Raw genomic sequence first — 16363 nt, forward strand, 5'->3', positions numbered from 1 at the left:
CCCCGCCTATCAGTTGATCTGCAGGTTGGTCGCCTTGACGACTTCGCCCCACTTGCGGGTTTCGCTTTCCATGAAGGCCTTGAATGCTTGCGGCGTGTTGGGCGGCGGGGGCATCAGGAAGCCGTTGGTCTGGTAGCTGGCGGCCAGCGCGGCGTCGGAGGTCAGGGCCTTGTTGATGGAGGCGTTGACCTTCTGGACGATTTCCGGCGGTGTACCGGCCGGCGCGTACACGCCGAACCAGGCTGCCACGTCAAAGCCTTCCACGCCGGATTCGGCGATGGTGGGGATTTCCGGGGCGAACGGGACGCGGCTGGCGGTGGTGACGGCAAGCCCCGTCAGCTTGCCGGCGCGCACATGCGGCAGCAGCGGCGGCAGGTTGTCGAAGATGGAGTCCACTTGTCCGCCCAGCAGGTCGGCCACGGCCGGGCCGCTGCCGCGGTACGGAACGTGCAGGATGTCGATGCCGGTCTTCATCTTGAAGAGTTCGCAGCCCAGGTGGGCGGACGAGCCGTTGCCGGGCGAAGCGCAGGTGAGCTTGCCGGGGTTCTTCTTGGCGTAGGCGATGTATTCCTGCACCGACTTGACGGGCACGCTGGCGTTGACGGCCAGGATGTTGGGCACCACGTTCAGCAGGGCGACGGCGTCCAGGTCCTTGAGCGCGTCATAGGACATCTTGGAATAGAGCGACTGGTTGATCGCGGTGGAAATCGATCCGACGAACAGCGTGTAGCCGTCGGGCGCCGAGCGGGCGACGGACTCGGCGCCGATGTTGCTGTTGGCGCCGGGCTTGTTCTCCACCACGAAGGTCTGGCCGAACTCCTTGCCCAGCACGTCGGCGATCATGCGCGCGCTGATGTCGGTGGTGCCGCCCGGGGCGTAGCCCACGACCAGCCGCACCGGCTTGGTCGGATAGGCGCCGGCCTGGGCCTGCGCCGGTCCGCTGGCGATGCACGCCAGCACTGCCGCCACGCCGGCCAGTTTGGTATAGATCTTCTTCATGTTTCCTCCTGTCGAAAACGGATGGGCGCGCATGGGGATGCGCACCGTTTTTTGTTGTTGTGCGGGCGCTGCTGCCCGGGGCGGCACCGCCGCCCGCGTCAGGCAGCGCCTGCCGGCCGCAAGGGCGCGATCAGGTCCGGCGTGAGGTCGGCCAGCGTCGCGCAGCCGAGCAGCGCCATGTTGGTCGAGATCTCGCTGCGGAATATGTCCGCCACTTTGCGGATGCCGGCGCTGCCGGCCACGGCCGCGCCGAACAATTGGGGCCGGCCGGTGAAGACCATGCGCGCGCCCAGGGCCACGGCCTTGAGCACGTCGGAGCCGCGGCGAAAACCGCCATCCACCATGACCGGGAAGCCGGGCGGCACCGCGGCCACCACGTCGGGCAGCGCCTGCAAGGGCGAGATGCAGCCATCCAGCTGGCGTCCGCCGTGGTTCGACACGATCACGCCGTCGGCGCCCGCCGCGCAGGCCAGGCGCGCATCATCGGGATGCATCACGCCCTTGAGCACCAGCTTGCCCGGCCAGTTCTCGCGGATCCAGCGGATGTGTTCCCACGACAGCTTGTCGCGTTCGCCGCGAAAGCCGTTGGGCGGGTCCTGAGTGATGGGCGGGCCGATCTCTTCGTACAGGTTCGAGAACCTGGGGATGCCGCTGCCCAGCAGCGTGCGCAGGAAGACGTTGAAGCTCCAGCGCGGGTGGCGCATGCCGTCCAGCATCACGCTGGGGCTGAGCTTGAAGGGCACGGTGAACGAGAGCTTCTGCAGGTTCTCGCGGTTGGCGCCGACGCAGGTGTCGATGGTCACGACCAGCACCGGGATCTCGGCCTGGCGCAGCCGCGCCATCAGCTTGCCGATGCGCTCGGTATTGCCCGGCAGATAGGCCTGGTACCAGCAGCGCTTGCCCGTGGCCTCCTGCAAGCGTTCCAGCGGCACGCTGGAAGCGCCGCTGATGATGAAGGGAATCTCGGCCTGCTGGGCGGCCTGCGCCAGCGCCAGGTCGCACTCATGCATGACGATGGCGGAGAACCCGGTAGGCGCGAAGCCCACCGGCATGGCGTAGCGCTGGCCGTAGAGTTCGACCTGGCTGCTGCGCTGGTCCACCACGCGCAGGCCGCGCGGCCGGAAACCCACGTCGCTCAATGCGCGCACGCTCTCGGCCAGCGAGGCGCCGTCCTCGGTGCCGCCGCAGACGTAGCCTTCGACGCAGCGCGGCATGATGCGCCGCGCCTCGCGTTCGAAGTCGCGCACGGACAGGCAACGATCCAGACGGCTCATGCGGCCACCGGCGAGCCGACCTGCGCGCGCAGCGCCTGCATGCAGGCGGCCAGCGAACGGTCCTGCGTGTCCTGGTAGAGCGCCAGCTCGTCCTGCACCTGGGCGCCCAGGGCCTGCTCGAAAGCCGCCTGGCTGGCGTTCTGCGCGTATTCGGCCTGGGCCTTGTCGCCCAGGTTCGACTGGAAGATGCCGGCCGCGCTGACGGGCAGGAAGTCCTCGTACACCAGCGGCTCGAAGCGGATGTAGCCCTGGGCGATCAGGTCCTGCAGGCTGGCTTGCGCATCCGCGCCGTCCTTGCCGGTCAGGAAATAGCGGAAATAGGCCAGCCCCTGCGCATGCAGCGCATCATAGTCATCCGGGAAGGCGGCGAAACAGTCCTGCAGGTTCTGCATGTAGGCCGCGGCATTGCCTTCGTTGGGCGCGCCGCTGATGCGGCTGCGGGCCAGGTCCAGCAATTGGTCGTAGAGCGCGCGGCCCTTGCGGGTCAGCGCGACGCCGCGCTGCTCGATCTCACCGAAGCGCGCCGTGTGGCTGCCGGCCGCGGACTGGCCGTCGGCGCCGGCGAACAGGACCGCCTCCTCCAGCGCCTTGAAGCTGGTCTGGCGCAGCAGGATCGGACATTTGCGCGGCGGCGGGCCTTCGATCACGGCCTTCGCTGACACGCCGCGGCGCGGCATCTCGGCCTGGGCCTCGTCGATGTCCAGCGTGCGCGGAGTCAGGTGATTGATGTGCGGGCCCTTGAAGGCCACCACGTCGGCGATCAGGCGGTGCTGGCCGTGCAGTTCCTCGTAGTCGTCCAGGCTGACGGTCGCCTCGCTGTGCCAGCGGAAAGTGTGCAGGGCTTCGGCCACGAATTCGCGGGCCTCGGCTTCAACCAGTCCGCCCTGCGCCTCAAAGCGGGCCGCGAGTTCCAGCGTACGCGCGGTGAATATCTGGCGCGCGGCCAGGATGCGCGCGGCCTTCTCGCGCAGGGCCTCGTCGGCGATCAGTTCCAGCCGCAGCAGCGAGGTGAAGACGCGGAAGGGGCTGGCCTGCAGCGAGGCTTCGTGGGTGGCACGGAAGGCGGTGGAATGCACCGGTACGCCGGCCGGCGACAGATCGTAGTAGCCCACCGGCTGCATGCCCATCACGGCGAACACGCGCCGCATGTTGGCCAGTTCCTGCGCGGTGCCGACGCGGATCGCGCCGTGGCGCTCGATGTCCAGGCGCTCGATCTCGCCCGTGCGGGCCAGTTGGGCGGCCAACTCGGGCTGTTCGGCCAGCGTCTTGGCGTTGACCTGGGCGACCAGGTCCAGCAGCGTGTCGTACAGCGGCACTTCCGACTTGTACATGTCGGACATGGCGCGGGAGAACCAGGCGCGGATCTGGTCCGGATTGACGAAATTCTGACTCATGGCGGGCTCGGCACATCGGTAAACAAGGATGGCCCGCATGAAATCATGCGCCGCGCGTGCGATCAAATGAAAAAAATCGGCTTAATCAGTCCGTTTTTTCATGGACCGCGCCCGCTGGGCGTCGCGCTCGCGCTTGCGCGCGGCCTCTTCCTCAACCCAGGCGACGAACTGCTTGATCTTGGGCACTTCGGCCGAGTGCTCGGAATAGGCGACGAAGTACGCGCCGTCGCTGGGCTGCACGTAGTCCCAGGGAATCACCAGCTTGCCGGCCTGCAGCTCTTCTTCGGCCAGCAGGCGCGGCGTCAACGCCACGCCGCAACCGCCTTCCGCAGCGCGCACGCACATGTAGAAGGTATCGAAGCGGGGACCGTGGTAGCTGCGGTCGGACTGGAACTGCTGGCGCGAGAAGTAGTCGTGCCAGGCCTCCGGGCGCGAGGCGCACTGGATCAACGCCTGCGCGCTCAGCGCCTCCAGGCTGTCGACCCTGTCACCCGGAAGAAAGCCGGGCGCGCACACCGGCACGACCTCGGCCTCGAACAATTCCCGGCACTGGGCGCCCGGCAAGGTGCCATGGCCGAAGAAGAAGGAGATGTCGATCTTGGCCTGCATCAGGTCGAAGGGCCGCGTTTCGCTGCGCACCTTGACCTGGATGTCGGGATGGGCGGCCATGAAGCCCTGCAGGCGCGGGATCAGCCAGCGCGCGCCGAAGGTGGGCTGGGTGCCGATGGTCAGCACCTGAGTCTCGCTGCCGTAGGTCAGGATGTAGCGCGAGGACATGTCCACCTGGTTCAGGATGGCCCTGACCTCGGACTGGTACAAGGCTCCCGCAGGCGTCAGTTGCAGGCGCCGCCGCACCCGCAGGAACAGCGGGTTGCGCAGCAGCGCCTCCAGCTGCGCGATCTGTTTGCTGATCGCGCTCTGGGTCATGTGCAGTTCCTCGGCGGCGCGCGTGAAGCTCATGTGCCGCGCCACCGCCTCGAAACATTGCAGCGCCATCATCGATGGCATCAAACGCTTTTCCATGGGGCCGATCCGGGTATGCCTGTGCTGGCGGCGGCCCGCGTTCCATCGCCGGCCGCCGCGCTTGCGGCATTATCGCAGGCCCGGCCTCACCACTGGTATCCGACCCCCGCGGCGCCGCCGAAGTCGCCGCGGGACGTGCCGTTGGCCGACACCTTGTAGACCCAGCGCCCGCCGCTGGACACGCGCGACAGCCCCAGGGCGTAACCCGATTCGCCATTCCAGGTGCCGCCCGCCATGGACAGCATGTTGCGGCCGGGCAAGTAGGCCTGCGGCAAGGAAGCCGTCGCCATGGCCGCAGCCACCCCCGCGCTCAGCATGCGCTCCTGGGACTCCAGATCGCTGCGCAGGTTCTGCAGGGAATGCTCGACGGCGCCCACGCGCGCCTCGCTTGCGCTGCTTGCGGCGCGCAGCTGGCCCACGTTGACGGCATCGGTGTCCTCGCTGCCTGCGGCCACGCCCGTCATCTGGCGTCCACCCACGTTCACCTCGCCCGTGGAGGTTTGGGGCTGCGCCATGCCGTAGGCTTCGTAGTTCTCCTGCGCGCCGCGCGCCGCGGAGGACCCCGCCCCCAGCGCCACGCTGTTGCCCGCGCTGGCCACCGCGCCTGCGCCGACCGCGACGCTCTGCGTGGCCGCGGACGAATCCGCTCCCACCGACACGCTGCGGTCGGCAACGGAACCGCGTCCGGCGTTCGAGCCTATCGACACGTTGTCGTTGCCCCGCACGCCCGACCCCGCGGCCGTGCCCTGCGCCACGTTGTTATTGCCGACGACGTCGCGCCCCGCAGCCAGCCCGCCAGCCGTATTGCCGTCGCCCTGCACGCCATAGCCCGCGTAGGCGCCGGCAGCCGTGTTGTTGGCGCCGGTCACGTTCTGCCCGGCGTTCTTGCCCTGCGCCAGATTGCCCTCGCCCTCCACGTTCTGCCCCGCGTTCTGGCCCAGCGCCAGGTTGCCGTCACCGACGACGTTGCGGCCCGCTTCCTGGCCGAAGGCCGAATTGCCGTTGCCGGTGACATTGCGCCCGGCGTTGGTGCCATAGGCGGCATTGTTGTTGCCCACCGTATCCGTGCCGGCCCAGAAGCCAAACGCATCGTTGTAGTCGCCCGTGACGTTCTGGCCGGCGCTGCGGCCGAACGACTGGTTCCAGCCGCCCTGCACATTGGTGCCGGCGTAATAGCCGATGGCCTGGTTGGCGTTCTTGCCGCCGACCTTGGAGCCCGCGCCCTCGCCGATCGCCAGGTTCCAGTTGGTGCTCACGTCCTGGCCCGCGCCATTGCCCAGGCCGATGTTGTTGCTGCCTTTCACGTTGGCGCCAGCGTTCTTGCCGATCGCGTGATTGCCCTTGCCCGTCACGCCCTGAGCGGCGCCCGGCCCATAACCAAGGTTGCTGCCGTCCCACTTCACAGGCGGCGCGGTCTGCGCCTGCGCGGCCGATCCCCCGGCCAGCGCGCCCACCAGAACCGCCACCGACAAGCCGTTGGCGGCCAGAATTGCGTATGTGTGCTTCATTTGTATGTTGATCGATTGTTGTTGCGGACCGGCCGGACGCGCACCCCGATGCGCGCCCGGCCCGCTCATGCCTGAGCCATCACAGATGCAGCGCCATGGCCGGATCGCTGACGCTCGCGCGGCCGTTCTCCATGCGTCCCGCGAAGCGGCGTTCGAAGCCTTCGGCGGTGACGGTGAAGTCGTACCAGTTGCCGCTTTCCTTGATGGACCAGTGGTGTTCGGCGACCTTGCCCGGCTCGACCGCCAGGGTCCAGGGGCCGTCCTTGCGGTAGGCGTTGGATTGCAGGTTCGCCTGCAGGCTGGCCGTGCCGCGGTTGGACACCTTCACGTAGAGCGCGCTGCCTGCCGGCTCGTAGCAGACCTGCACTTCCAAGGCCGCGCCACGCTGCGTATTGCCGGAGAAGGTCCGCACGAAGCCGTTGCTGCTGTACACCCACAGGTCATAGTCGCCGCCGGTCCAGGTGTCGGACAGCGTCTTGCCGGCTTCGACGGTGTAGCGCCGCGGGATCAGGTCCAGGTTGCGCTTGTCGTACACATGGAACACCGCGCCGGCTTCGCCCGTGTTGCTGAACAGCAGTTCGACCGCGCCATCCGCCCCCAACCGGGCGCTGGTGTGCAGTTCATAGGGCAGCGCGCGCGACAGCCGCGTGCCGGTCTCCTGGAACAGCGGCTGCGGGATTGCGGGCGCCTGGGTCACGGCGGTGGTGGGCAACAGCTTCTGCGCCGCGTTGACCGCGGGATAGTTGCTGGTGTCGGGCAGCGTGGGCACGCGCGGATCGTTGGGACTGACGAAGTCGAAGCAGGTGGTCAGGTCGCCGCAGACCGCGCGGCTCCAAGGACTGATGGCGTCGACCTTGATGTCGAAGCGCTGCTCCAGGAACCGGCCCACCGAGGTATGGTCGAACACCTGGGAATTGACCCAGCCGCCCTTGCTCCACGGCGACACGACGTACATCGGCACGCGTGAACTCAGGCCCCACGGCCGGATGTTGCCGGTGATCTTGTCGTCGGCCTTCAGGTGGTTGCCCACCGAGGCATCGAAATACTCCCCCTCCAGCGGCACGGTGGACTTGCCCATCAGCACGCCATTGGCGTCATAGGACGGCACTGCGGGCATGGCGGCGTGATCGAAGAAGCCGTCGTTCTCGTCGAAGGTCACGAACAGTGCGGTCTTGCTCCAGACTTCCGGATTGGAGGTCAGCGCGTCCAGCACGTCGGCGATGAAATCGGCGGCACCGGCCACGCCTTCGCTGCTGCCAGGATGCTCGGCCAGGGCCTGCGTGGGCAACACCCACGACACCTGCGGCAAAGTGCCATTGGCCACGTCCTGCTTGAGCTGGGCTAGGAAGTTGACGGCGCCGTCGTTCTTCTCGGGGCCGCCCGTCAGGCCATGTTCATAGATCGGCGAACCCGGCTGCGCGGTGCGGAAGCTCTTGAAGGCCAGGCAGCCGTGCATGGCGCCCGTCCAGTTGTTGTTCATGTTCTGGTAGATGTGCCAGCTGACCCCGGCGCGCTGCAGCAGGTCGGGCAAGGTGTCCCACTTGAAGGCGCTGTTCACGTACTTGTAGTTGTAGGCGCCGGTCGCGGGGTCGACCTGGCCCGAACCGTCGGCCAGCTGCGCGCGGCCCGCCACCCAGTTGGACGGGTTAGGCCAGCAGCGCGAGTTGACGGGTTCCGAATCGGTGTCGGTGCTGTTCACGCCCAGCTTGCGCAGTTCGGGATTGGCGTTGGCGCCTGACCAGAACACGATGCGGTTGGGATCGGTGCCGGTCAGGATGGAACAGTGATAGCCGTCGCAGACCGTGAAGGCGTCGGCCAGCGCGAACTGGTACGGAATGTCCTCGCGCATGAAGAAGCCCATGGTGGCCTGGTTCTTGTACTGGATCCACTGGTCCATCTTGCCCTGGTTCCAGGCTGCCTGCTGGTCCGGGAAATTGTGCGGCGTGCCCGATCCGATCAGCGCGTTGCTGGTCCTGGAATCGCGGCGGAAGGGCTGGATGTCCTGGCCGCCCTTGGGGTCGGGCTGGAAGAACACCGATTTGCCGCTGGCCAGCGGAATCGGGAAGCGGTCGCCGAAACCGCGCACGCCGCGCATGGTGCCGAAATAGTGGTCGAACGAGCGGTTCTCCTGCATCAGGATCACGATGTGCTTGATGTCCTTGATGGTGCCGCTTTCAACCGCGGCCGGAACCGCCAGCGCGCGCTGGATCGAGGCGGGCAGCAAGGCCATTGCCGACAGGGCACCGGCCGCCTGGGCCGAGGCGCGGAAGAACTGCCGGCGGCCCGGCAAGGCCGGGGACGCGCTGGCGGGATGCGAGGGATAGGTCTTGGTCATGGGGCTACTCTTGCGTGAGGTTGGGCGGATCGGGCGTTCAGGGCGCGCAGCGCAATTGCGGCGCGGGCGGCGGCGTCTCTGGCTGTCCGGTCTCGGGCGGCGTGGTCGCGCCGTCATCCGAGTCGTCATCGCCGCCGCAGGCGGCAAGGGTCAAACTCAAGGCGATGGCCGCAACAAGGGCGCGGCCCAGTGCAAAGTACGGGGTCATGAAAACTCCTGGTCAGGGAACGTTGCCGGGTCCGTCCGGCAGAAAACCTATCGGGGCGCGGCGGCCTGGCTGGCCGCCGCGCCGGCTCAGCTCAAGCGGCGCCGCAAGCGGGCGGCGACCTGGTCCAGCAAGAACACGGTGATGAAGATCACGACGAGAATGGTCCCGACGTGGGCGTACTGGTACATGTCGTAGCGGCCTTTGAGTTCCTGGCCGATGCCGCCCGCGCCCACCAGGCCCACGACGGTCGCCATGCGCACGTTGCGGTCCAGGATGTACAGGGTGTAGCCGGTGAACTTGGGCATGACTTGCGGCAGCACTGCGTAGGCCAGCACGCGCGGCTTGCTGGCGCCGATCGCGGCCAGCGCCTCTTGCGGCTTGGTGTCGGCCGTTTCGATGTCCTCGGCGTAGAACTTGCCCAGGAATCCCATCGAATGGATGGCCAGCGCCAGCACCCCGGCAATCGGGCCGAAGCCGTAGGCCAGCACCAGGAACAGCGCGCAGATCAGCTCGGGCATCGCACGGAACATGCTGACGATGGCGCGCGCCGCCACGTACAGCAGGCGGTTGGGCGCGTAGTTGCGGGCGCTGCAATAGGCCAGCGGCGCACTGCCCAGTACGGCCAGCAAGGTCGCCCAGATCGCGATCTCGAAGGTCTCTACCATCTTCACCGCCACCCGCCATAGATAGCCCAGCGGCTCGACCAGATAGGTCTGCGTGGATACCTCGTCTTCCATCTTCAGCGTGTGCGGATTCAGCCGGCTCTCGGTCACCTGCACCGTTTCCACATGCGCCAGCCACGGCAGCCTGTCCGGGTCGAAGCCCTCTATGCGCGAAGTCTCGGTGCGGTACGAGACCTGCAGCGGGAACAGGTTGTCGGCCAGAGCGCCCAGGCCCGAGGTGACCTGGGACTGCTCCTTCAGGCCCACCGCCGCCAGCGCGCCGTCCAGGGTGAGCGCCGCCATGCGACCCATCTCGACCCGCTGCCCGGTGTAGAGGAACAGCATCAGCGCGGCGATCACGATCAGCAGCGCGCGGGCGCCATAGGGCGGATCCAGGCGCCAGGCCGCGTTGTCGGCCGGCGTCTTCAATGCATGCGTGTTCATTGCGCGCCTCCCGCCGACAGCACCGCCGGCCGGATCGGCCTGGCCATGCGAGGTTCAGCATGGCCGCGGCCCGCAAGCGCGGCCATGCCGCTTTCCGCCTGCGGCGCCTGATACAGCGCACGGGCAGTGGCCTCATCGAACGCGCCCGCCGGTCCGTCGAACACCATGACGCCATGGCGCAGGGCCACGATGCGGTCGGCGAACTCGCGGGCCAGGTCGACCTGATGCAGGCTGCAGAGCACGGTGGCGCCGCGTTCGCGTGCCTGATTGCGCAACAACTCCAGGATGTCGCGGCTGATGCGCGGGTCCAGGCTGGCCACCGGCTCGTCGGCCAGCAGCAAGGCCGGAGCCAGCATGAACGCTCGGGCGATGCCCACGCGCTGCTGCTGGCCGCCGGACAATTCGCTCACGCGGCGTTGCAGGTGCTCGGGCTGCAGGCCGACTTCGCGCACCAGCTTGCAGGCCCGTTCGCGCAATTCCGCGGGGAAGCGCATCAGATAGGCGCGCCATGCCGGCAAGCCGGGCAGCGCGCCCGACAGCACATTGGTCGCGACCGTCGCGCGCGACACCAGGTTGAAGTGCTGATGCACCATGCCGATCCGTGGCCGCACGGCCGCCAGCGTCGAGGGCTGCACCTGCGTGCCATCGACCCACACTTCGCCTTGGGTGGGCGCGGTCAAGCCGTTGGCCATGCGCAGCAAAGTCGACTTGCCCGCGCCCGAGGCGCCCAGGATCACGCAGAACTGGCCGCGCGGCACCTGCAGCGACACCGAGTTCAGCGCCGCGGTCCCATCGGCATAGCGCATGCCTACAGCGTCATAGCGCAGCATGTCCATTTCGCTTGCTCCGCCGATCACCGCTGTGCCGCCTTCTGCAGGATTTCTCCCTTGATCTCGTCGGTCAGCAGGGCCATCTTCGAGGCCGGGCCGGCGAACTGCGCCTCGGAGAACTCGGTGTCGAAACGATCCAGCTTGGCTCCGCCATAGCCGCGCACCATGTCAGGCGTTACGCCGGGCGCCTGATGGACCGTGGCAAAGGCTTGCTTGAGCGTGGCCTTCAGCGTCTCGGGCAGCTTGGTGTTCATCGCCAACGGCGGATACGGGATGGGTTCGCTCTTGAAGATCACCTTCACGGACTTCGGGTCCACCGCGCCCTGGCGCACCGCCTTGTCGAAGGAATCGAACGACAGCGCGGCCGCGTCGACCTGGCCCTGTACCAGCGCGGCGAGGCTGCTGGCGTGGCTGCCGGTCAGTTGCAGCGCCGCCAGGTCCTTGGCCGGGTCCATGCCGTCCTTGATCATGGATGCCACCTGGAAGGTGAAGCTGGAGGCCGAATTAACGTCGCCGAACGCGGCGCGCTTGCCCTTCAGATCGGCCAACGTATTGATCGGCGAATCAGCCTTGGCGAACATCGCGGCGTAGTAGGCGGATTCGCCCTTCTGCACGCCCACGGCCAGCAATTGCGCACATTGGCGCTCATGCGCCTGCACGTAGGAAACCGGACCCAGGAACGCGACCTCGGCCAACTGGTTGCACATGCCTTCGACCACGGCGCCGTAGGACTGGCCCACGGTCAGTTGGAAATGCAGGCCGGTGCTGCGCGTGATCGCGTTGAAGATCGGCGCGTAGTCGGCCTTGGTGCCCGACTCGGTGCCGCCGTCGGCGGGTATCAGCAGCACGCGCAGCGGACGTTGATGCGAGCCGTCTGCCAGGGATTGGGCTTGTGCGAGAGGCGCGGCGGCCAGCAGGGAAACCAGCGCCAGGGCGGGCGCGCAGGTGCGGATCTTCATTTTTCTGTTCCTAGTCTTGTTGAGGTTGCCATCGGGGCGCAGCGTGCTCGGCCCTGATTCCGGAACGCAGATTAGTCACCGCACATGACAGGCAAATGAAAATTTCTCAAATCAAAAAAATGAATTTTTGAATTTTGTTCAGATAGAATCACAGCCGCCGGGCAGGCCCGAACCGTAGCGGGCGCCCACTTCTTTCAACCCTGCACGCGCTTCGACGCCACCACGCCGATCCATGACCCGCATTGCCCGCACTCCCCTCGCTTCCTTCCCCCAAGCGCCGACGGCAGAACCGCCCTGGACCGCCCGATCACGCGGCCTGATCCTGGACCTGGACGGGACATTGATCCGGGGGCATGAAGTGATACCGGGCGCCAGCGAGCTGCTGACCCGCTGGGCAGGGCGCTGCGTCATCGTGTCCAACAATTCCACCGACACGGCGGCGGACCTGGCGCCGCGTTTACGGGCGATGGGCCTGCCGGTGCAGGCCGGAATGCTGGTCCTGGCCGGTGAACAGGCCGTGCGCCATATCGCCCGGCAAAACCCGCGGGCCGCGGTGCTGCTCTGCGCCTCGGACGCATTGCGCGGTTTCGCGGCCGGACTGGGGCTGGCGTTGGTCGACCGCGATGCGGACATCGTGCTGCTGGCGCGCGATCTGTCCTTCGGCTACGGGACGCTGCAGACCCTGGCAGGCGAGCTGGCGCGGGGCGCGGCGTTGATGGTCAGCAACGGCGACCTCACCCATCCCGGCCCGCAAGGCGCCATCGTCCCGGAGACGGGCGCGCTATTGCAGTCGGTGCTGGCCTGCGCGCCCGGCGCGCGGCCGCACATACTCGGCAAGCCGGGAGCCATGCTGCTGGAGGAAGGATTGCGCCGGCTGGGCCTGGCGCCTGCGGACGTCACGGTGATCGGCGACAACGTGCGCACCGATGGGCTGGGTGCGGTACGCCTGGGTATCGGCTACCTGCTGGTGGGCAATGCGCCCTGCGCGGATGCGCCGGACGTGGCGAGGCTGCTGGACAGCGCATGCCCGCGCCGACATGCGCTGCCGGCGGGCATTGAAGACGATCAGTAGCGCTTGTTCGACAGCACGTCGAAGGTGCTGCGCAGCGTGGAGACGGCCTTGTCGTAGTCGGACAAGGCCAGGCAAGCGATGAGGGTGTCGATGATGGCGAGCTGGGCCAGCCGGCTGGTCATGGCCTCGGTGCGGAAACGGGTCTCGCGCGACATGGTGTGCAGCACCACGTCCGCATGCTCCTGGATCGGCGATTTGCCGAAATTGGTGATGCAGATCGTGCGCGCGCCGGCTTCCTTGGCCAGCCGCGTCGCCAACACCGTCTCGTGCGTGCTGCCCGAGTGCGAAATGGTCAGCACAGCGACGTCCGGCCCGGTCAGCGACGCGCTGATGGCCTGCACGTGGGAATCGGTCACTGCGGTGGCATGCAGCCCGATGCGCAGCATGCGGTAGTGCGCGTCGTGCGCGATGACGGCCGAGCTGCCGATGCCGTAGATTTCAACGCGGCGGGCGCCGCGTATCAGGTCCACCGCGGCCGACAGCGCTGCCACGTCCAGCACCGATTCGGTTTCCTGCAGGGTCTGGATATTGCTATGGAAGATCTTGCTGACGACCTGCTCGGGCGTGTCCTGGGCGGCCAGGTCTTCGTGGATGTACTGCACCGGCTGCACGATCTGCTGCGCCAGCGCGATCTTCAGCTGTTGAAAGCCCGTGGCCCCCAGCAGCTTGCAAAAGCCCACCACGCTGCCTTCGCTGCACTGGGTGCGCTCGGCCACTTCACTGACCGACATGTGCACCACCTCGGCGGGGTTGCGTATGACGAACTCGCCAATGCGCTGCGAGGCCGCCCCCATCGAGGGCAACAGGCTCTGGATGCGCGCCAGCATGGCCTGCGGCGAGCCCCGCTGCTGATCGGCGGCGGTCGGGGTTCGGGGAGTGCGTTTGGATGTGGCCATGGCGGAGATCGAGAAACGGGAACCGGGTGCGCAGGCAACGATACCCTACCCGCTGCCGGCGCGGCGACGACGCATGCTAACGGCCGCCGATGACAGGATGTCCGGGCAGGCGCGCGCCGCCCATGAAAAAGGCCGGCATGTGCCGGCCTTTCCGTTTGCTGTGCCTTACTTCGCGGGCGTTTCGGCGGGCTTTTCGCCTGCGGCCGGAGCGGCCGGGGTGGCGGGAGCGGCCGGGGCCGAGGGCACCGACGCGTCGGGCTTGGCCGGAGCGGCGGGCACGGAACCCGCGCCGGGAACCGAGGCGGCGCCGGGAACCGACGAGCCAGCGGGAGCAGGCGCCGCGCCCGGCACTTGCGGCACCGAACGGTCGGCCGGGAAGCTCTGCATCACGCCCGAGTCGACGGCCGGGCCGCTATTGCCCTTGTGGCTGACATAAGCCAGGCCGGCGGTGGACGCGAAGAAGACCACGGCGGCCCACTTGGTCGCGCGCGAGAGGAAGTTCGCCGCGCCGGTGGCGCCGAACAGGCTGCCGGCCGAGCCGCTGCCGAAGGCGGACCCCATGTCGGCGCCTTTGCCCTGCTGAAGCAGGACCAGGACGATGATAGCCAGCGCCGAGATCACTTGGACGGCCAGCAGGATTTTGAGCATCAAGGGCATTACAGACTCCGGAACGGAAACTTAGATAGCGGCGATTCGCAAAAATTCTTCGGCCACGAGCGACGCGCCGCCGACCAGGGCTCCGTCGATATCAGTCATGGCGAACAGACTGGCGGCATTGGCAGCTTTGACGCTGCCGCCGTACAACACTTGCACCTGCGCGGCGCCCAGCGCGCGCAGGGCGGCGCGGATGGCGCCATGGACTTCCTGCGCCTGCTCGGGGCTGGCGGTGCGGCCGGTGCCGATGGCCCAGACGGGCTCATAGGCCAGGACCATGCGCGAAACCGCCTCGGCGCCCAGCGCCAGCACGGGCTTCAACTGGCGTTCGATCACGGCCAGCGTGTTGCCGGCTTCGCGGTCGGCCAGGGACTCGCCCACGCACACCACCGGCGTCAGGCCGGCGGCCAGCGCGGCCTGGGCCTTGGCGGCGACGGCTTCGTCGGTCTCGCCGTGCAGCACGCGGCGCTCGGAGTGGCCGGCCAGGGCCCAGCGGCAGCCGAATTCCTTCAGCATGGCGCCGGAGACTTCCCCGGTGTAGGCGCCCTTTTCATGGGCGCTGACGTCTTGCGCGCCCCAGGACACGCTGCTGCCGGTCAGGGCCGACGCCGCCTGCGCGAGATAGGGGAACGGCACACAGATGCCGATTTCGCAGTGGCTCGCAGCATCCGCGGCGCGCAGCTCGGTCAGCAACGCGGCGTTCTCGGCCAGGTTGCCGTGCATCTTCCAGTTGCCCAGCACGAGGCGGGCGCGGTTTTCGACTGAAGTCATGGCGAGGTATCTGTATCGGTTGGACTGGGGCGAGCCAAGGGCTGCGTAGCAACCGCCCACGGGCCTGCCTGGAAAAAATTCCAGGCGAAACCCGTGATTGTATCCTGTTGCGGGACGCTACGCCGAGCGCCCCCCATTTCTTACATGGTCAGGATGATTTTGCCGATGTTTTCACCGCTTTCCATCATGGCATGGGCGCGGGAAGCCTCGGCCAGCGGGAAGGTGGCGTGCACGATGGGCTTGATGGCCCCTTTTTCCAGCAAGGGCCAGGCCTGTTCGCGCAGCGCACGGGCAATGGCGCCCTTGAAGGCGACCGGGCGGGGACGCAAGGTCGAGCCGGTGATGGTCAGGCGGCGGCGCATGACCTGGGCCGTGTCCACATTGGCGTGGGAACCGCCCAGTTGGGCGATGATGACGATGCGGCCGTCGTCGGCCAGGCACTGCATGTCGCGGCCGATGTAATCGCCGGCCACCATGTCCAGGATCACGTCCACGCCGCGTCCGCCGGTGGCGTCCAGCACTTCCTTCACGAAATCCTGGGTCTTGTAGTTGATGCCGCGTTCGGCGCCCAGCGCTTCCACGGCGCGGGCCCGGTCGTCGCTGCCGACGGTGGCATAGACCTTGTGGCCCATGGCGCGGGCCAGCTGGATGGCCGTGGTGCCGATGCCGCTGGCGCCGCCGTGCACCAGCAGCGCCTCGCCTTCGGACAGGCGGCCGCGGTCGAAGACGTTGCTCCAGACCGTGAAATAGGTTTCCGGCAGGCCGGCGGCCTCGATGTCGGACAGACCCTTGGGGATGGGCAGGCATTGCGCCGCGGGCGCCACGCAGTATTCCGCGTAGCCGCCGCCCGCCACCAGGGCGCAGACCTTGTCGCCCATGGCGAAACCGCTGCCCGCCAGGTCGCCGCCGACGATTTCGCCGGCCACTTCCAGGCCCGGCAGGTCCGAGGCGCCGCGCGGCGGCGCGTAGTTGCCCTTGCGCTGGAACACGTCGGGACGATTGACGCCTGCGGCGCTGACTTTGATCAGAACTTCACCCGCGCCGGTTTCCGGCGTGGGGCGCTCCACGGGGACCAGGACCTCGGGGCCACCAGGGCGAGAGATTTCTACGGCGTGCATCGCGTGCCTCCTTTGCAGCAAATGGATTATTATTGCGCCCTTTACGGCGTATCGTGTTCCCGGCCTGGCAGATTGTTTGCCTGATGGCCGGATCGCCGGAATATACGCAATACCAGGAAGCGTGGCAGAGTGGTCGATTGCACCGGTCTTGAAAACCGGCAACGGGCAACCGTTCGTGAGTTCGAATCTCACCGCTTCCGCCAAGACACCCGATGC

Annotated in this window: 15 protein-coding genes and 1 tRNA gene; 2 read left to right on the top strand and 14 right to left on the bottom strand. The window is 67.6% G+C overall.

Annotated elements, in window-relative coordinates; translation table 11 throughout:
- Positions 1 to 9: 9 nt before the first annotated feature.
- From IB268_RS18300 to IB268_RS18345, 10 genes are all read right to left on the bottom strand, one after another.
- Positions 10 to 999, bottom strand: a complete 990-nt coding sequence (locus tag IB268_RS18300) for a tripartite tricarboxylate transporter substrate binding protein (RefSeq protein WP_192354601.1) — start codon at positions 997 to 999, stop codon at positions 10 to 12.
- Between the two features lie 98 nt (positions 1000 to 1097).
- Positions 1098 to 2273 (bottom strand): alpha-hydroxy acid oxidase, encoded by a 1176-nt coding sequence (locus IB268_RS18305; RefSeq protein ID WP_192354602.1) that lies wholly within the window; start codon positions 2271 to 2273, stop codon positions 1098 to 1100.
- Positions 2270 to 3667 carry a VOC family protein gene (locus IB268_RS18310; RefSeq protein ID WP_192354603.1) on the bottom strand — a complete coding sequence of 466 codons (1398 nt, stop codon included), beginning with the start codon at positions 3665 to 3667 and terminating at the stop codon, positions 2270 to 2272. Before IB268_RS18310 ends, IB268_RS18305 begins: the two co-directional genes overlap by 4 nt.
- Positions 3668 to 3748: 81 nt before the next feature.
- A complete protein-coding gene (locus IB268_RS18315) occupies positions 3749 to 4690 on the bottom strand; it encodes a LysR substrate-binding domain-containing protein (RefSeq protein WP_119450858.1) in 942 nt (313 codons plus the stop codon).
- An 86-nt stretch (positions 4691 to 4776) separates the two neighbouring features.
- Positions 4777 to 6198: a YadA-like family protein gene (locus IB268_RS18320; RefSeq protein ID WP_192354604.1), complete on the bottom strand. Its 1422-nt coding sequence runs from the start codon at positions 6196 to 6198 to the stop codon at positions 4777 to 4779.
- A gap of 79 nt (positions 6199 to 6277) precedes the next feature.
- Positions 6278 to 8533: a phosphocholine-specific phospholipase C gene (locus IB268_RS18325; RefSeq protein WP_192354605.1), complete on the bottom strand. Its 2256-nt coding sequence runs from the start codon at positions 8531 to 8533 to the stop codon at positions 6278 to 6280.
- Positions 8534 to 8570: 37 nt separating this feature from the next.
- A complete protein-coding gene (locus tag IB268_RS18330) occupies positions 8571 to 8741 on the bottom strand; it encodes a hypothetical protein (protein WP_166738396.1) in 171 nt (56 codons plus the stop codon).
- An 86-nt stretch (positions 8742 to 8827) separates the two neighbouring features.
- Positions 8828 to 9847 carry a phosphonate ABC transporter, permease protein PhnE gene (gene phnE / locus IB268_RS18335; RefSeq protein ID WP_175213882.1) on the bottom strand — a complete coding sequence of 340 codons (1020 nt, stop codon included), beginning with the start codon at positions 9845 to 9847 and terminating at the stop codon, positions 8828 to 8830.
- Positions 9844 to 10683 carry a phosphonate ABC transporter ATP-binding protein gene (locus IB268_RS18340; RefSeq protein WP_054450248.1) on the bottom strand — a complete coding sequence of 280 codons (840 nt, stop codon included), beginning with the start codon at positions 10681 to 10683 and terminating at the stop codon, positions 9844 to 9846. The genes phnE and IB268_RS18340 overlap by 4 nt, the downstream gene beginning before the upstream one ends.
- A 17-nt stretch (positions 10684 to 10700) precedes the next feature.
- The gene (locus IB268_RS18345) at positions 10701 to 11636 is read right to left on the bottom strand and encodes a phosphate/phosphite/phosphonate ABC transporter substrate-binding protein (protein WP_192354606.1); all 936 of its coding nucleotides are present in this window, start codon (positions 11634 to 11636) and stop codon (positions 10701 to 10703) included.
- Between the two features lie 232 nt (positions 11637 to 11868).
- Here IB268_RS18345 and IB268_RS18350 point away from each other — a divergent pair, with 232 nt between their 5' ends.
- Positions 11869 to 12708, top strand: a complete 840-nt coding sequence (locus IB268_RS18350) for an HAD-IIA family hydrolase (RefSeq protein ID WP_192352544.1) — start codon at positions 11869 to 11871, stop codon at positions 12706 to 12708.
- Here IB268_RS18350 and IB268_RS18355 read toward each other — a convergent pair.
- From IB268_RS18355 to IB268_RS18370, 4 genes are all read right to left on the bottom strand, one after another.
- Complete coding sequence (locus IB268_RS18355; protein ID WP_225588996.1) at positions 12702 to 13604, bottom strand: MurR/RpiR family transcriptional regulator; 903 nt, start codon at positions 13602 to 13604, stop codon at positions 12702 to 12704. The genes IB268_RS18350 and IB268_RS18355 overlap by 7 nt on opposite strands.
- Positions 13605 to 13769: 165 nt before the next feature.
- Positions 13770 to 14261 carry a preprotein translocase subunit SecG gene (secG, locus tag IB268_RS18360; RefSeq protein WP_054450241.1) on the bottom strand — a complete coding sequence of 164 codons (492 nt, stop codon included), beginning with the start codon at positions 14259 to 14261 and terminating at the stop codon, positions 13770 to 13772.
- Between the two features lie 21 nt (positions 14262 to 14282).
- Positions 14283 to 15029, bottom strand: a complete 747-nt coding sequence (gene tpiA, locus IB268_RS18365) for a triose-phosphate isomerase (protein WP_054450238.1) — start codon at positions 15027 to 15029, stop codon at positions 14283 to 14285.
- A gap of 140 nt (positions 15030 to 15169) precedes the next feature.
- Entirely contained in the window at positions 15170 to 16147 is a 978-nt protein-coding gene (locus IB268_RS18370) for an NAD(P)H-quinone oxidoreductase (protein WP_054450236.1), read from the bottom strand.
- A gap of 115 nt (positions 16148 to 16262) precedes the next feature.
- On the opposite strand from IB268_RS18370, the gene IB268_RS18375 reads away from it, so the two are divergent.
- Positions 16263 to 16350, top strand: a tRNA-Ser gene (locus tag IB268_RS18375).
- Positions 16351 to 16363: the final 13 nt, after the last annotated feature.

This window comes from Achromobacter sp. ACM01, from assembly GCF_014851745.1.
Taxonomy (GTDB): Bacteria; Pseudomonadota; Gammaproteobacteria; order Burkholderiales; family Burkholderiaceae_B; genus Achromobacter; species Achromobacter aegrifaciens.

What these genes read in the sequence shown, in the direction of transcription:
- IB268_RS18325 (WP_192354605.1), bottom strand. Translation starts at nt 8,533, where the DNA reads ATGACCAAGACCTATCCCTCGCATCCCGCCAGCGCGTCCCCGGCCTTG.
- IB268_RS18300 (WP_192354601.1), bottom strand. Translation starts at nt 999, where the DNA reads ATGAAGAAGATCTATACCAAACTGGCCGGCGTGGCGGCAGTGCTGGCG.
- IB268_RS18310 (WP_192354603.1), bottom strand. Translation starts at nt 3,667, where the DNA reads ATGAGTCAGAATTTCGTCAATCCGGACCAGATCCGCGCCTGGTTCTCC.
- IB268_RS18330 (WP_166738396.1), bottom strand. Translation starts at nt 8,741, where the DNA reads ATGACCCCGTACTTTGCACTGGGCCGCGCCCTTGTTGCGGCCATCGCC.
- phnE (WP_175213882.1), bottom strand. Translation starts at nt 9,847, where the DNA reads ATGAACACGCATGCATTGAAGACGCCGGCCGACAACGCGGCCTGGCGC.
- IB268_RS18340 (WP_054450248.1), bottom strand. Translation starts at nt 10,683, where the DNA reads ATGGACATGCTGCGCTATGACGCTGTAGGCATGCGCTATGCCGATGGG.
- IB268_RS18355 (WP_225588996.1), bottom strand. Translation starts at nt 13,604, where the DNA reads ATGGCCACATCCAAACGCACTCCCCGAACCCCGACCGCCGCCGATCAG.
- secG (WP_054450241.1), bottom strand. Translation starts at nt 14,261, where the DNA reads ATGCCCTTGATGCTCAAAATCCTGCTGGCCGTCCAAGTGATCTCGGCG.
- IB268_RS18305 (WP_192354602.1), bottom strand. Translation starts at nt 2,273, where the DNA reads ATGAGCCGTCTGGATCGTTGCCTGTCCGTGCGCGACTTCGAACGCGAG.
- IB268_RS18345 (WP_192354606.1), bottom strand. Translation starts at nt 11,636, where the DNA reads ATGAAGATCCGCACCTGCGCGCCCGCCCTGGCGCTGGTTTCCCTGCTG.
- IB268_RS18320 (WP_192354604.1), bottom strand. Translation starts at nt 6,198, where the DNA reads ATGAAGCACACATACGCAATTCTGGCCGCCAACGGCTTGTCGGTGGCG.
- IB268_RS18315 (WP_119450858.1), bottom strand. Translation starts at nt 4,690, where the DNA reads ATGGAAAAGCGTTTGATGCCATCGATGATGGCGCTGCAATGTTTCGAG.
- IB268_RS18370 (WP_054450236.1), bottom strand. Translation starts at nt 16,147, where the DNA reads ATGCACGCCGTAGAAATCTCTCGCCCTGGTGGCCCCGAGGTCCTGGTC.
- IB268_RS18350 (WP_192352544.1), top strand. Translation starts at nt 11,869, where the DNA reads ATGACCCGCATTGCCCGCACTCCCCTCGCTTCCTTCCCCCAAGCGCCG.
- tpiA (WP_054450238.1), bottom strand. Translation starts at nt 15,029, where the DNA reads ATGACTTCAGTCGAAAACCGCGCCCGCCTCGTGCTGGGCAACTGGAAG.